The following is a 14024-nucleotide window of genomic DNA, read 5'->3' on the forward strand; positions in this document are numbered from 1 at the left end:
GAATACGGGATGCGTATTCGGTTCGAATTACACCGTAGTCAGGAGCCGTCGGCTTCGCTCGACCGATTTCGCTGCGCCCACGGTTGCAGGATCGCGTAGACGGCCTCGTTCATGGGGACGGCGACGTCGTGCTCTCGACCCCGCCGGACGACCGTCCCGTGGAGGGCGTCGAGCTCCATCGGCTTCCCGTGCGTCATGTCGTAGTGGAGGGACGAGTACGAGTCCGCGCCGAGGTCCTCGGCGAACTCCATCCACCGGTCGACGGTCCCCTCCGGGAGCTCGACCCCGGCGGCTCGGCCGACCCGACACGCCTCCTCGACGATCCGTCGGTACATCTCCCGGGATTCCTCGTGGCTCCGTATCTCGCCGAGCGGGAGGCGCACCGCCGCGGTCATCCCGGCTTGGGCGCAGATGAACGCGGCCTTCTCCCAGAGGTCGGTCCGTATCGCGTCGGACAGCTCGGCCTCCATTCCGTCGGCGCGGTCGCACCACTCTAAGAACTGCTCGGCACGGTCGCTGCGCGCGCCGTCGAGTTCGCCGAAGGTGAAGCTGGTCGGGCCCCCGGTGTGTGCGACGACGCCCGGCTCCGCGATCGTCGAGAAGATGTAAGCGACGCCGCCCACGACGTGCTCCCGGCCGATCTCGGCGGCGAGCGTCTCCTCGTTGTCCAGGCCGTTCTGCAGCGAGATGACGGCGGTGTCGTCGTCCAGGAGCGGACCGAGTTCCCGGGCCGCAGCCTCGGTGTCGAACGATTTGACCGTGAACAGCACGACGTCGCAGCGGCCGACGTCGGCCGGGTCGTCGGTCGCGGGCAGATTCGCCGAGAAGTCCCCGTCGACGCTTTCGACGCGGAGACCGTCGCGACGGAGCGCGTCGAGATGGTCGCCTCGTGCGATGAGGTGGACGTCTGCGCCGGCCCGAGCGAGGCGCCCGCCGAAGTACGCGCCGACGCCGCCCGCCCCGTACACCGCGACCTTCATCGGCGCTCACTCTCCGTCGGAATCGGACTGGGGTCTGACATCGTTCAGTACGGTTCGGACCGGTCGTGTTAACGCTTGTCTCGTCGCACCGATCGAAGCTCTTCTGCTGATGGCCTAGATATTGAAGACGTCGTCACACGTGATTGAGTGAAGAGCACTTCAACAGCGAGCGGCTGTTGGGTCAGAACGCCCCCCGATGCACCGATCGGGTTTGCCCGTGATCCGGGAGTCAGTCATCGGGACCGCCTCCGATCTTGGGACCGGTTCCGGCGAGTTTGACCGACGATGCCGCTTCCTCCGTGAGTTCGTCGATGACGTTCGCGGCGAACAGATCTGAGGAACGAGTCACGGTCAGGCGACCGTCTTTGTCCGGCCTGAGCCCAACGCTCGCTCGGAGGACTGCAAACGGCGCTCCGGCACCCCACGCCTGCGGAGTGCATGCAGCCGGGTACGGCGTCGGGGGGTCCGCACGGTCGAACCCGCAGTACAGTTCGGGGAGCCGCTGCTCCTCGAATGTCGCGGCCGCGTCGAGAACGTGTCGGCCCAGCCGCTCGGCTTCGTTCGCGTATCCGTGTTCGGCGAGGCCGAGCGCGGCCAGGGAGGTGTCGTGGGGCCAGATCCCTCCCGCGTGGTAGGAGACGGGGCTATAGCCTGCTTCGTCGGCGCTCATCGTTCGGAGTCCCCACCCCCCGCGCATGGCCGTCCCGAGGAGGGTTTCGACGACCGGTTCGACGTGGTCCCGGTCGATGAGTCCGGTCCAGAGGCAGTGGCCGACGTTCGAGGTGATGCTGTCGACGATGTCGCCCGCCCCGGTCTTGGCGACCGCGTAGAAGGAGCGCTCGGGCAGCCAGAACTCCTCGGTGAACGCGGTCTCGATGTCCTCCGCCCGAGAGCGATACGCGTCGGTGGACTCAGCAGTGTCGGGAGTGACGCCGCGGTCCTGTAATCGCGTCAGTAGTTCGGCGCCTTCGGCTAAGGCCGCAGCCGCGTACCCCTGGACTTCTGCGACGGCTAGCGGCCGGTCGGCCGGCGTTCCATCGGCGTTGCGGATGCTGTCGGCGGTGTCCTTCCAGGCCTTGTGTGTCAGCGCGTGCTCAGAGGAATCATAGTAAATGAACGGGTCTTCGGGACCGGCGTGGGTCGCCGTGTACACCCAGTCGAGCGTCTCCGCGAGCGTCTCGACGAGTTCGACCGCGGGGGCTAGTGATCCGGTCCAGGTGCAGGTCTCGTTGAGTAGGAGTACCCACAGCGGCGTCGCATCCACTGTTCCGTAGTACGGCGTGTGCGGGACGAGTCCTCGACGTGCTAGTTCGCCTTGGCGCTGCTCGTGGAAGATCTTCCCCGGCTCTTCCTCGGTGATCGAGTCGGTTGACGTGCCTCGATGGGCTGCTAGATACCGGAGCGTCCCGAGCGCGAGCGCGGGGGCGACCGGCAGCGTTTGGAGCGCCGTGATGAGTGCGTCTCGTCCGAACGGTGTGACGAACCACGGGGTCCCGGCGAGCGCGATGGGCCCGTGTTCGGTCTCGGTCGTCAGGGCGGCCAGGTCGGCTGCCGCTTGGCGGAGGACTCCGTCGTAGGAGTCAGCGGTTGTCGATACTGCGGGGAGTTCGAGCGGTCGGTTCCGGTCCGGCTGTTCGGTGCCGGTCGGTGGGGCGCCGCCATCGATCCCGACCGTGAGCCCGCAACTCGCTGTTCCCTGCGGTGGGACTGTCAGTTCGATCGTTGCCTCATCTTCACTGAGGGAATCTGGCGCCGGCGAAAATGAGAGGCTGGTGGCGTACTCGGTTTCTTCGCCGTTCTCTTCGAACGAGTAGGCGGTCTGTACGGTGTCTTGACTGACCGTCGTACGCACCGTTCTGTCGATGTCGGTTTCGACGCCTCGTACTTCGAAGATGTCCGCGTAGTCGGCGTCGAAGTGCACGGTTAGCGGAACCGTCCGTGTTGTGGATGTGTGATTGTGGACGGTCATCGTCTGTGAACAGCCGGACCCCTCGTAGACCCCCGTTTCGAGCGCGAGGACGACGTCGGTGTGTTTGGGAACTGTTTCGCCGGACATCGCGTTGACCGTCGTCTCGACGGGAGCCAGTAGCTCTCGGGTGACCGCCGGTGACTGGAGCGTGGACTGGAGCGAACGGAGTGCGGCGTCGGGAGTCGTCCATTCGAGCGCCGAGAGGTACCGGGTGTCCTGGTGGTACAGCCCCCCGGTGGTTGCCGTCGAGAGCTGCGCGCTTTCTCCGTCCGGTAACACGAGATACGTGTATCCGTCGACGAGCGTCTCGACCGGCATACGTCAGTTCACGCTCGCTCGACACGCCGTTGGGCTTTCAATTGCGATCCGATTCATGCTCTCTCTTCTCAGAGCCAGCGAAATAACGCTTTGGGAGAAGACAACAACTCTGAGTAGTTGCTGGGCGTTAGATTTAAGTCATTTCTCTAACGTCTGTTTGCCATGGCACGGCATGACACTGGTGAACGGACGAGTACGGGCGACGTTCTGACGCGACGCTGGCTCATCCAAGCCGGTGGGGCGGCCACAGCGATCGGGCTCGCCGGCTGCATGGGCGGTGGTGACGGTAGCGACGGTAGCGACGGCGGCGACGGTAGCGACGGCGGTGACGGTGATGACGGCGGTGACGGCGGTGGTGTCGACGAGCTCGATTACTGGAATATTCACAACGGGGATCCGTTCCGGGACCCGATCAACACAATCGTCAGCAACTTCCAGGAGGAGTCCGGAACGACCGTGAACACGCGGTACATTGACAACGACGCCATCGAGGAGCAGATATCGAGCGCGGTCGCTTCCGACACCCTACCGAACGTCGGGTTGTTGGCGATCCAGACGATCCAACGACTCGGGGCCGACGGGACACTGGCCCCGGACAGTACGACGTCAGTCATCGAAGATATCGGTGAGGACGACTTCCGGGACGGGCCCCTGCAGTTCATGAGTACCGGTGAGGGTGGGTACTACGGAGTCCCAGCGGACGCGTGGGTCCAGGGTCTGTGGTACCGAAAAAGCGCTTTTGAGGACGCGGGGCTTGACGAACCGGTGACTTGGGACGCGATCCTCGAGGCGGCTGAGACGTTCCACGACCCCGATAACGACACGTACGGAATCGGATTCGGGACGCAGATCGACGCCTACGCGCGACAGTGTTTCACCCAGTTCGCACGGTCTAACGGCGCGCTGGTGTTGGACGCGGACGCGAACGTCGTCTTCGACTCGGACGCGATGATCGAGACGCTCGAGTTCTACCAGGAACTGGGGCAGTACACACCCGGATCGGTCACGTTCGACGACACGCGAAATCTCTACGGCAACGAACAGGAACACATGTTCTTTTACTCCTCGTACTTGCTCCCGGACCTGCTCTCGGACAAAGGCGAGGAGATGGTCTCGGATACGGGGCTCGCCCCGGCGACCGAGAACACCCGACGGAGCACCTACGGACAGGTACTGGGCCACGCGATCTTCGACGCCGGGGACGGCGGTCTGTCGGCCTCCGAGAACTTGGTGAACCATATCATGACCGGTGATTCGTATGTCAGTTGGGTCCACACGAACCCCGGCGGCACGATGCCGGTTAGACAGTCGACCGCCGAGAGCGAGGCGTACCGTGACAACGATATCATCTCCGCTTGGGGCGAGACGATCGACCAGATCTCCTCGGCACTGGGCAACATGGAACGGTTCGACGTCGTCGAGGGGACGCTGCTTCCGGAGTTCGGACAGATCTCCAGTCAATCGCTCGTTTCCGAGGCAGTCAACCGCGTCGTCATCGACGGTGCCGATCCGGAGACCGTCGCCACGGAACAGGCGGAAAAGATGCGAAACGCGCTATCATAATGTCAGTCGGGAGCCGTCTCACTGCGGCGACTGGCATCGACCGTTATTTCGAGTCGCCCGCTCAGCGACGAGAGGCGCTCCTCGGGATCGCGTTGATCCTCCCGTCGGTCCTACTCATCAGCGCCGTCATCCTCTACCCTATCCTCTACAACGTCTATCTGAGTTTCACAACGGTTCCGCTGAACCCGAACCAGGCGCCGACATGGGTCGGCCTCCAGAACTACCTCGAACTCGTGACCAGCCAGCGGTTCTGGGGTGCGTTCAGAACGACGATGGTGTTCACCGTCGGAAGCACCGTCTTCTCGACGCTCGCGGGGCTGGCCGTCGCTCTCCTGTTCGACCGCGAGTTTCGTGGCCGCCGGCTCGCACGCGGGTTGGTGTTGCTCCCGCACGTGACGCCGATTATCGCCGTCGCGTTCGTCTGGCAGTTCATGCTGAGTCCGCTGTGGGGCGCCATTCCGAACATGCTGGCCGAATGGGGACTGTACAGCTCCCAGACCGGTCTACTCGACCAACGATCGACCGCACTCCCGACCGTCGTGGCCTTCGGTGCCTGGCGGAACTTCCCATTCGCGTTCCTGCTGTTCGTGGCGCGCCTACAGGCGATCCCCGAATCGATGTACGAGGCGGCGCGCATCGACGGCGCCGGAGCGGTCGCTCAGTTCAAGGACATCACGCTGCCAGAGCTCAAAGGAACCATCGCCATCGTGGTGCTCTTGCGGTTCATTTGGGAGTTCAACGCCTTCGCCCAGGTCTGGCTGCTCACCAGACAGGTCGTAACGCTGCCGATCTTCGCCTACCAGACGGCGTTCGCCAACTTCGAGCAAGGCCTGGGTGCGGCTATCTCGCTCCTGCTGTTCATCATTCAAGCACTGTTCGTCGTCGGCTTCATCACGCTGTTCGGGGAGGAACAACTATGATCGGAACGGTCCTATCTCAGGCCCGCGATAGCCTGCGCGTCCTCCAGACGGGCTACCGGAACGATAGCTGGCTCGGCCGACTCGGATTCTACGTCGCCCTCGCGTTGACCATGGTGGTTGCTCTGTTCCCGTTCTACGTCATGCTGGTGACGAGCCTGTCGCCGGACGACGCAATCTACTCGAGCGACCCGTCGCTGTTACCGGGGGCCGTGACGCTCTCCCACTACACGGTGCTGTTCGGTTCGGAGACGTTCGCCTTCACGAGCTACTTTCTGAACAGCGCCGTCGTCGCGTCGGTGACCGCATCGTTCTCACTGGTGGTCGGCGTCGTCGGGGCGTACAGCTTCACGCGGCTCACCTTCCCGGGTAACGGGCTGGTGCGCCGAGGGGTCGTGGTCGTGTACATGTTGTCGTCGATCACCGTCATCGTCCCGCTGTTTCAAGTGATCGCGACCCTCGGATTGGTGGACACGCGACTGAGTCTATTCATCACCTACACCGTGAGCACCCTGCCGCTGACGCTGTACATGCTCTGGAACTACTTCGAGAGCCTACCGGTCGAGATCGAGGAAGCCGCGATGCTCGACGGGTACTCGCGGCTCGAAACCATCTTCCAGATCGTCGTGCCACTGAGTCTCCCCGTGCTCGTCGCAGCGTTTCTGTTTGCGTTCAAGATCGCTTGGAACGAGTACATCTTCGCGTCCGTTTTCCTCAAATCTCAGGCCAAGCTCACGCTTCCGATCGGGATCGAGCAGATGAACGCCAACTTCCAGAACGTCTGGGGGCAGGTCATGGCCGCGTCGTTCCTGACGACGCTCCCGATCATTATCATGTTCCTCTACCTTGAACAATACATGGTCGAAGGACTCACCGCCGGTGGGGTGGAGGGCTGACCGGTGCCGTACAACTCGTCCCAAAGCGAGCAGTCGGCCGACCAGACCGCTTCGCCACCCTCCGGGGAACCGACGGGCGAGGACGACGTTCCGCAGTCGGTCGAGAGCACCGGGGTCACTCTCTCGGCGTTGACCAAACGCTTCGACGATGTGGTCGCGGTCGACAGCATTGACCTCAAAGTCAACCCCGGCGAACTCCTCGTCCTGTTGGGTCCATCCGGCTGTGGCAAGACGACGACGCTGCGGATGATCGCCGGTCTCGAGGCAATTTCGGACGGTGTGGTCGAGATCGGTGGCGAGGACGTCACCCGGACGACACCACAGGAACGGGACGTCGCGATGGTGTTCCAGAGCTACGCGCTCTATCCGCACAAGACCGTTCGAGAGAACATCGAGTTCCCGCTCGAGAAACTCTCGCTCACCGGCGACGAGATGGCCGAGCGGGTGACCGAAACCGCGTCGCTGCTCGACATCGACGACCTGCTCGACAAACAGCCGTCCGCGCTCAGCGGCGGCCAGCGCCAGCGCGTCGCTGTCGGCCGCGCTCTCGCTCGACACCCGTCGGTCCTGTTAATGGACGAACCGCTGTCGAATCTCGATGCGAAGCTCGCAGTCAAGACGCGTTCGGAGCTACGGGATCTTCAGCAACGGCTCGGCATCACGACGGTGTACGTCACTCACGACCAAGAGGAGGCGATGAGCATCGCCGACCGGATCGCCGTGATGAATCAGGGTCGGATCGAACAGGTCGGCTCGCCCCATGAGGTGTACCAAGAACCGCGCTCGGAGTTCATCGCCACCTTCCTCGGCGATCCATCGATGAACGTGTTCGATGCCGACGGCCCGGACACTCCCCTCAGAACAACGCTCACTGAGACGTCACCGGCCGCCGCAGCCAGGGTTGGCATCCGACCCGAGGACGGCTATCTCCTCGGCGACGACGGGCCGATCGGAACGCCGGCCACCCCGGTAACCGAGCCGGTCCCGTGTACGGTCACGGTCGTCGAGCCGATCGGTCGCGCGTACGAAATCACCCTGCGGGCCGGAGACCAGCAGTTCGTTATTCGGACGCGAACGCGCCCGGACCGGCTTGAGGCCGGTGCGGACGTCCAGGTCGTGTTCGGACAGGCCGAAATCACGTTTTTCGACGAGCGGGGACGGAGGCTCGACGATGGTTGAACTCAGGCTTGAGGACGTCACGAAGCGCTACGACGACGCACAGGGAACAGAGACGGCCGTCGACGGGGTCTCGCTCGTCGCAGAGGACGAACTGGTCGTCCTGCTGGGTCCGTCGGGTTGCGGCAAGACGACGACGCTGCGGATGATCGCCGGTCTGGAACCGGTCACCGGCGGCCGGATCTGGATCGGGGGCGAGGACGTGACCGATCGGCCTCCAAGCGACCGGTCGATCGCGATGGTCTTCCAAGATTACGGACTCTACCGGACGATGTCCGTCGGCGAGAACATCGGCTACGGGTTGAAACACTCGACGGATCTCTCGGGACGCGAGCGGCGAAACAAGGTCGACGAGATGGCCGCGAAGTTCGGAATAGAAGGCCTACTCGACCGGGACGTGGCGGAACTGTCCGGCGGACAAAAACAGCGCGTGGCCCTGGGGCGAGCGATGGTCCGCGAGCCCGACGTGTTCCTCCTCGACGAGCCATTGGCGAGTCTGGACGCGAAGCTCCGCTCGGAGATGCGGACGGAGCTCCAGCGACTCCAAGCGGAGATGGACATCACGACGGTGTACGTCACTCACGATCAGAAGGAGGCGATGACGATGGCCGACCGTATCGTCATCCTCGACGACGGCGTCCTACAACAGGTCGGCTCGCCCGAGACGGTGTACAGGAATCCGACCTCGCGGTTCGTCGCTGATTTCTTGGGTAACCCTCCGATGAACCAACTCGAGGTCGTCGCTGAGCCCTGCGGTGATCCGGACCGCCTCGCCCTCAGGTGTGCGGTCAACGGCGACTCAGTGGATCTAGTCACGGTGGCCCGCAACGGCCAGTCCCTTTCACCGGGCGACGAAGTCGTCCTCGGTATGCGGCCGGAGACGCTTTCGGTCACGTCGCCCCCGGCGGACGGGCCGGGATTCGAGGCCACGGTCGCGGTGGCTGAGTATCAGGGCAACGACAACTTCGTTCACCTCCGACTGGGTGAGATGGAACTCACCGCGGTCGTTCCGCCGTCGACGCGGTCTGCTCCCGGTGAGCCGTGCCGTGTCAGTATCGACCCGCAGGAAGTCTACCTCTTCGATCCGTCGACGGGTGACGCGATCCGGACCGCCGGGGAATCGGTGACCGACACGACTCTTGCCTCTGAGTCCTCGTCGTAACGCTTCGTAACCATCCCGTGTGATGTTCGGAGCCATTTGAGGTGTGTGGCCGGCTACGCGATCGGTTCTTGGAGCGTGATACTCGTCGCCGCAACGTCTTCTATCGTGGCATGCCAGCCACCAACTGTGAGTGTCTCCCCGTCTGTCTCCAGCGTCAGGGACGCGATCGTTGGGGGTGCGATTCCGTAGTCGCTCTCGACTGGCCCGCTCAGCTCATAGTCGACGACCGTTCCGGTCCAGGTCCCGTCGGTTCGCGAGTCGGTGCGGTAGCCGACGACGGTGGCGACGAACGAGGTCCCGGCGTCGAGAGCGTCTCGGTGCGCGATGATTAGGCGGCGTGGGTCCAAGTAACACCGGGGGAGCGTCGCCGCGTTCTGGATGGGTGCGGAGGTTGTCCAGACGGTTTCCGTGTAGTCCTGCAGTAACTGGACTAACGTCGGTTCCTGCGTGATCAGATACGGCTGCTGATCGTTCTGGGGGTGGGTACTCCCGTAGATCCCGTATGCTCGGTCGGCCGCGACGAACGTGTCGGCTGCGCTCCGGAACCTGACCGGTAATGAGTCGGGGAATTTGAGATCCGGCGGATCGTCCGCCCCACTCAGAAGCAGGCGGACGCTCACCCCCTCGGCGACGGCCTCGGCGACCTCGTTCTGGATCCGCTCGTATACCTCGACCGAGACCGAGACCAGCAACCAGCACTCGGCGGCCTCGATGGCTCGGCGCACGTGCCGAAGGGCCGTTTCCTGCCGGCGAACCATCGTGACGTAACCGTCCGTGTCGGTATCGGTCTCATCGTAGAGCTCTGCCAGGTCCGTACTCACGGCATCGATCCGCTCACTCACCGCGGTCACTCGGCGACGTTTGAGATCCTCTAGGACCGCCTCGGGTGGTGGCGCAGTTACGACTTTCCCCTGACCCTGTGAACGGATCTCAAGCAGTCCCATGTCGGCCAGGTCATCGATGACGTCGTAGATGCGTCCCTGCGGGACTCCCGACATGTCGACGAGATCGTTCGGCCGCGCCTGACCGGCCTGTACGGCTGCTATGTAAGCTTTCGACTGGTAGGTTGTCAGCCCGAGTTCCTGAAGTTGATTCGTTAGTGCTGGATCGCTCATAAGTGTGGTCTCGTGGTCATTGCGCCTGTGTACTGGCTTCTTATCCTCTGCCGTGTCAGTACCGATCGAGATTCGCGCATCTGGAAGTTCGCCCGTAATTATATAAAACCACGAACCGTGGTTGTTTTTTATGCCTTCGTATGCTCGCCCCCCAGACGTCGATTTCGGTGCGGCAACCACTTTGTTCACGCCAGCTGGAACGGGTGAAGGGTACTGGGTCGGCGCGCCCTGCGTCCACCGACACGACGGGCGGGCGTATCTGGCGGTCAGATGGCGAACACCAGACGATCGGGGCCACGAGGTGACGATTCACGAATACGACGACGGCGACGTACGCCAAGTAGCGAGCATCACCGCATCCGATCTCGGCGTCGTGAGCATCGAACGAGTGGCGCTGTGCACGGATCCTCAAACGAACGCGCTCCAGTGCTACCTTCCGGTCGATCGCGGTGGGAACGATTGGGTCATCACCAAACTGGACGACGTTGCTACCCCTGACGAGCTGGATCCTGGCACCGCCCGAACGGTGCTGACGCCCGACCCCGGCGGGACAGATTCGGGCACGGTAAAAGACCCAGTTATTGTGACCGTCGGTGGTCGCTACTACATGTTCTACGCGGGCTTTGACGGGATCTCCGAACGAGCCCACCTAGCGACCAGCGTCGACGGGGACACTTGGCAGAAGCATCCGGACAATCCCTTGCTTGGCCGCGACTACTGGCATGACTACCACACCCGCGTCTCGACGGTGATTCCGGCATCGAACGCGCCAGCCTGGCTGGTGTTCTACGACGGTAGCGGCGTCTCAGACACCGGTCGGACCTGGAACCTCCGAACCGGCGTCGCGGTGTCGCCGGACCTAGAACAAATAACAGACACTTGCCCCGACGGGCCGGTGTACGCCGCGCCGATCGCGGATCGGGCGACCGGTATCTCGACGTTCGGCACCTGTCGGTACCTAGACGTGCTGGTACACGAGGACCGGTGGGAGCTCTTCGCCGAAGTTGCCCGCGACGACGAGTCGTTTGAGTTACGGCGGGCTGTGACCCCGATCCCCGAGTGACCGAGTCCGTATCCGGTTCGTCACCCGGGTATACTCTCCGACTGTCTGAGAGGGAGTGTTCGGATACGCCGATCTCAGATGAATGAGGAGGCTCGAGCCGATTTTTTCCGTGAACGAACCGGAGGGGAAATCCGCGTTCACGGGCGAGGACGGATAGGGCGCGGAACGCTGTGCACTGGCGAGACGCCCGCCCGGACCGGGAGTCCGACACGTCGACGTAGCGGGTGACCGCTCACAACGCAACTGCGAGCACGTTCCCGTCGTCGTACTCGAAGCTGATCTCTCCGTGTAACTTGCGCGTACACCAGTAGGCGATCCACAGCCCGATCCCCTGCCCGTGTTGGAGTGCGGTCTCCTCGCCCGCCCGCAGGGTCTCGATCTCGTGTTCGGGGATCCGGTCGTTGCCGTCTCGAATCTCGATGCGAACCTCGTTGCTCGACTCCGCCGCTTCCGTGACCGCGATGCTGACTGTCGGCTCCGCGGCGTCCGAATGGACGATCGCGTTCTCGACGAGATTGTCGAGGAGCACCGACAGGATCTCCCGGTCGGTACGAATCTCGTGATCGGTCGGTTCGACCGTCGACGTGATCGTCGCATCGCCGTGCGCGGTCGACCGCGTCCGCACGATTTCGGCCACGACGTCTTTCACCGAGATCGACTCCGGCTGCACACCTCGTTGTTGCACGTCCTCGAACTCGCGGACCTTCTCGGCGATCGAGTTCAGTCGGTCGCTCGCAGCGGCGATCATGCCGGCCTGCGTCGCTTGGGTAGTCTCACCGACGGTCGTTTTCAGCAGCTCCGCGTACCCACCGATAACCATCGTCTCGTTTCGGTGGTTATGCCTGAGAACGCGGTTGAGCACCTCGAGCTGTTGCCCGCGCTGCCGTTCCTCGGTCACGTCGTACAGCACGGCCATACTTCCGACCGATTCGCCGACCGGGTCCGTCAAGTCGGTAAACGACACGGCGAACGTCCCGCCGCCGTCGGTCCCGACCGCGATCTCGCCAGTCTCGCGAAGCTCTTCGGACGTGACGCCGAGGACCGACTCCAACGAAACCGGAAGCGACGTCGACGACGGGGTCAAAAAGAGCTCTTCCACCCGGTCGTTCACCCGGACGACCTGTCCGTTGGTATCGAGAACGAACACGGGGTCCGATAACGAATCCAACCCGGTCTGCTCCGCCATCCGCTGTGTCGCCGGATTCGTCTCGAACATGTGGGTGCCCACGAACGCGTACGCGTCGAGCGCGACGTGAATGAGCATCAACGGCGCGGTGAGATGCAGCTGCGGAATCGGTCCGACGCCGAGCAGCCACAGCGACACGCCGACCGACGGCGGGACGGTACTCAGAATGACCGCCGTCGCTTCACGCCGGTACAACGGCCCGTAACTCAGTATCGCTCCGATAAGCAGCAGTGAGCCGACGCCGGCGGTCGCGATCGAGAACAAGAACGCGAACGCCCCCCACGGTTGAACCGTGTACGTGGCCGTGGCGAGGCCGAACACCGGGTCGATCTGGAAATCGGTCCACACGAGCTCATGAACCGGATTCGTCACCGCGAGGGCGACCGACAGGAGCGGGACGACGGCGGCGATCCCGAACAGCGGGGTGCGGATGAGATTCCCACGACCGGTGTAATCGAGACCGAACGCGAGGAAAAACGGGCCCATGAAACACACGCAGACGAACGCGACGACCGCGAGCGCGACCCGCACCGTCGGGTCGAAGACGAGCAACGCGACGCCGTACGCGAGACAGAACACGGCGACCGACGCCATATTCCCCATAAACCAGCTCGCACCCGACTTCCCGCGCTGCCGGTACAGGTACCGCAAGAGGTACGCGGCCCCGCCGCTGGCCGCAACCGAAGCGGCTACGACTCCCAGTCCGAGTGCTCCCGGTGTCATCAACCGATACGCGTATCGAAGAACGAATTGATTATAACGGTGTGGATGCCGGTCATCGGTCTCACCGAGAGGAGGGGAGATTCCGTTGCGTTCGGCGGCGCACCCCTCACCGCCAAACGCTTTGACCGACGACGAGAACACCTCCGCATGAATCCCCCCTCCAACTCGAGGATATCTTCGGCGGTCGCTTCGGGAGTCCGAACCTCGGTGAGCACGCGCGGTCACCTCCGCGGTCGAACGCCCGCCGCACCACCTCTCACGTCGAAGACATCGGTGACGGGATTCCCCCGGAGGAACGCGACGACGTGTTCGATCACGGGTACACGACCGGGTACGGCGGCAGCGGCGTCGGACTCACCATCGTCTCGCGCATCGCGCAGGCACACGACTGGGACGTCACCCTCACGGGCGGCGCGGAGGGCGGGGCCCGGTTCGAGTTCCTGACACCGGAACCGACTGACCCGTCCGAGTCCTGAACGGCATTCAGTTGAGACGACGGATCGGCGCTCGTCGTCCACTCGTGGGCGCCCTCCCGAGGCGACGGCTGGGGTTCCCGTCCGGCTAGGGGCGGTACTCAAGTGGCCCGACACCGAATCCGGACCGTGACCGACGACGCGTTCGCTCCCGACGACACCGGCGTCCCGACCGTCTCGTGTACCCGCTGCGGCCGCGAGTGGGAGCTCGACCACGAACTCGACGAGCGTCGCGCCGGGAACCGCGCCGTCGAGCAGTTCGCGCTCGACCACGAACGGCACACCGGGCACTACCCGGACGACGTGACCCCGTGGATCGTTCGGTGCCAGCGGTGTCCGGACGGCGAGCGGTTCCTCTCCGAGCGACCCGCCCGGCGCTGGGCGACCACGCACGCACGCCACACGGGCCACGCCGTGCGGCTCGAGCGTCCGGACGGGACGGCCGACGTCGTTTCGTCCGACACCGACGGGCCTCACCCGTGA

The 14024-nt window shown here is 63.9% G+C and carries 13 protein-coding genes; 8 read left to right on the forward strand and 5 right to left on the reverse strand.

The window, feature by feature from the left end; genetic code table 11:
- Positions 1–38 precede the first annotated feature (38 nt).
- Both B4V04_RS11920 and B4V04_RS11925 read right to left on the reverse strand, forming a co-directional pair.
- On the reverse strand, positions 39–980 hold the full coding sequence (locus B4V04_RS11920; protein WP_498231888.1) for a 2-dehydropantoate 2-reductase: 942 nt from the start codon (positions 978–980) through the stop codon (positions 39–41).
- 229 nt (positions 981–1209) lie between these two features.
- A complete protein-coding gene (locus B4V04_RS11925) occupies positions 1210–3267 on the reverse strand; it encodes an amylo-alpha-1,6-glucosidase (RefSeq protein ID WP_498231890.1) in 2058 nt (685 codons plus the stop codon).
- A gap of 162 nt (positions 3268–3429) precedes the next feature.
- On the opposite strand from B4V04_RS11925, the gene B4V04_RS11930 reads away from it, so the two are divergent.
- The 5 genes from B4V04_RS11930 to B4V04_RS11950 are packed head-to-tail and all read left to right on the forward strand — an operon-like array spanning position 3430 to position 8981.
- The gene (locus B4V04_RS11930; protein WP_498231892.1) at positions 3430–4830 is read left to right on the forward strand and encodes an ABC transporter substrate-binding protein; all 1401 of its coding nucleotides are present in this window, start codon (positions 3430–3432) and stop codon (positions 4828–4830) included.
- Positions 4830–5750: a carbohydrate ABC transporter permease gene (locus B4V04_RS11935; protein WP_498231894.1), complete on the forward strand. Its 921-nt coding sequence runs from the start codon at positions 4830–4832 to the stop codon at positions 5748–5750. The genes B4V04_RS11930 and B4V04_RS11935 overlap by 1 nt, the downstream gene beginning before the upstream one ends.
- The gene (locus tag B4V04_RS11940; protein ID WP_498231896.1) at positions 5747–6643 is read left to right on the forward strand and encodes a carbohydrate ABC transporter permease; all 897 of its coding nucleotides are present in this window, start codon (positions 5747–5749) and stop codon (positions 6641–6643) included. The genes B4V04_RS11935 and B4V04_RS11940 overlap by 4 nt, the downstream gene beginning before the upstream one ends.
- Before the next feature lie 3 nt (positions 6644–6646).
- Positions 6647–7822 (forward strand): ABC transporter ATP-binding protein, encoded by a 1176-nt coding sequence (locus tag B4V04_RS11945; protein WP_498231897.1) that lies wholly within the window; start codon positions 6647–6649, stop codon positions 7820–7822.
- A complete protein-coding gene (locus tag B4V04_RS11950; RefSeq protein WP_498231899.1) occupies positions 7815–8981 on the forward strand; it encodes an ABC transporter ATP-binding protein in 1167 nt (388 codons plus the stop codon). Before B4V04_RS11945 ends, B4V04_RS11950 begins: the two co-directional genes overlap by 8 nt.
- Before the next feature lie 53 nt (positions 8982–9034).
- On the opposite strand, the gene B4V04_RS11955 is transcribed toward B4V04_RS11950, so the two are convergent.
- On the reverse strand, positions 9035–10096 hold the full coding sequence (locus tag B4V04_RS11955; protein ID WP_498231901.1) for a TrmB family transcriptional regulator: 1062 nt from the start codon (positions 10094–10096) through the stop codon (positions 9035–9037).
- A 301-nt stretch (positions 10097–10397) separates the two neighbouring features.
- Here B4V04_RS11955 and B4V04_RS11960 point away from each other — a divergent pair, with 301 nt between their 5' ends.
- On the forward strand, positions 10398–11159 hold the full coding sequence (locus B4V04_RS11960) for a hypothetical protein (RefSeq protein ID WP_498231903.1): 762 nt from the start codon (positions 10398–10400) through the stop codon (positions 11157–11159).
- A gap of 232 nt (positions 11160–11391) precedes the next feature.
- On the opposite strand, the gene B4V04_RS11965 is transcribed toward B4V04_RS11960, so the two are convergent.
- Together B4V04_RS11965 and B4V04_RS11970 are read right to left on the reverse strand one after the other, a co-directional pair.
- Entirely contained in the window at positions 11392–13068 is a 1677-nt protein-coding gene (locus B4V04_RS11965; protein ID WP_498231905.1) for a sensor histidine kinase, read from the reverse strand.
- Positions 13068–13283 carry a hypothetical protein gene (locus B4V04_RS11970; RefSeq protein ID WP_498231906.1) on the reverse strand — a complete coding sequence of 72 codons (216 nt, stop codon included), beginning with the start codon at positions 13281–13283 and terminating at the stop codon, positions 13068–13070. Before B4V04_RS11970 ends, B4V04_RS11965 begins: the two co-directional genes overlap by 1 nt.
- Between B4V04_RS11970 and B4V04_RS11975 the strand changes: the two genes are divergently transcribed.
- Entirely contained in the window at positions 13242–13544 is a 303-nt protein-coding gene (locus B4V04_RS11975; protein WP_498232457.1) for an ATP-binding protein, read from the forward strand. The genes B4V04_RS11970 and B4V04_RS11975 overlap by 42 nt on opposite strands.
- A 102-nt stretch (positions 13545–13646) precedes the next feature.
- Positions 13647–14024 (forward strand): DUF8062 family protein, encoded by a 378-nt coding sequence (locus B4V04_RS11980; RefSeq protein ID WP_498231908.1) that lies wholly within the window; start codon positions 13647–13649, stop codon positions 14022–14024.

The sequence above is a fragment of the Halorubrum sp. B52 genome, assembly GCF_059752555.1.

Bases quoted from the DNA above. Each gene is read 5' to 3' on its own strand.
- B4V04_RS11920 (WP_498231888.1), bottom strand. From the start codon at position 980: ATGAAGGTCGCGGTGTACGGGGCGGGCGGCGTCGGCGCGTACTTCGGC.
- B4V04_RS11925 (WP_498231890.1), bottom strand. From the start codon at position 3,267: ATGCCGGTCGAGACGCTCGTCGACGGATACACGTATCTCGTGTTACCG.
- B4V04_RS11930 (WP_498231892.1), top strand. From the start codon at position 3,430: ATGGCACGGCATGACACTGGTGAACGGACGAGTACGGGCGACGTTCTG.
- B4V04_RS11935 (WP_498231894.1), top strand. From the start codon at position 4,830: ATGTCAGTCGGGAGCCGTCTCACTGCGGCGACTGGCATCGACCGTTAT.
- B4V04_RS11940 (WP_498231896.1), top strand. From the start codon at position 5,747: ATGATCGGAACGGTCCTATCTCAGGCCCGCGATAGCCTGCGCGTCCTC.
- B4V04_RS11950 (WP_498231899.1), top strand. From the start codon at position 7,815: ATGGTTGAACTCAGGCTTGAGGACGTCACGAAGCGCTACGACGACGCA.
- B4V04_RS11955 (WP_498231901.1), bottom strand. From the start codon at position 10,096: ATGAGCGATCCAGCACTAACGAATCAACTTCAGGAACTCGGGCTGACA.
- B4V04_RS11965 (WP_498231905.1), bottom strand. From the start codon at position 13,068: ATGACACCGGGAGCACTCGGACTGGGAGTCGTAGCCGCTTCGGTTGCG.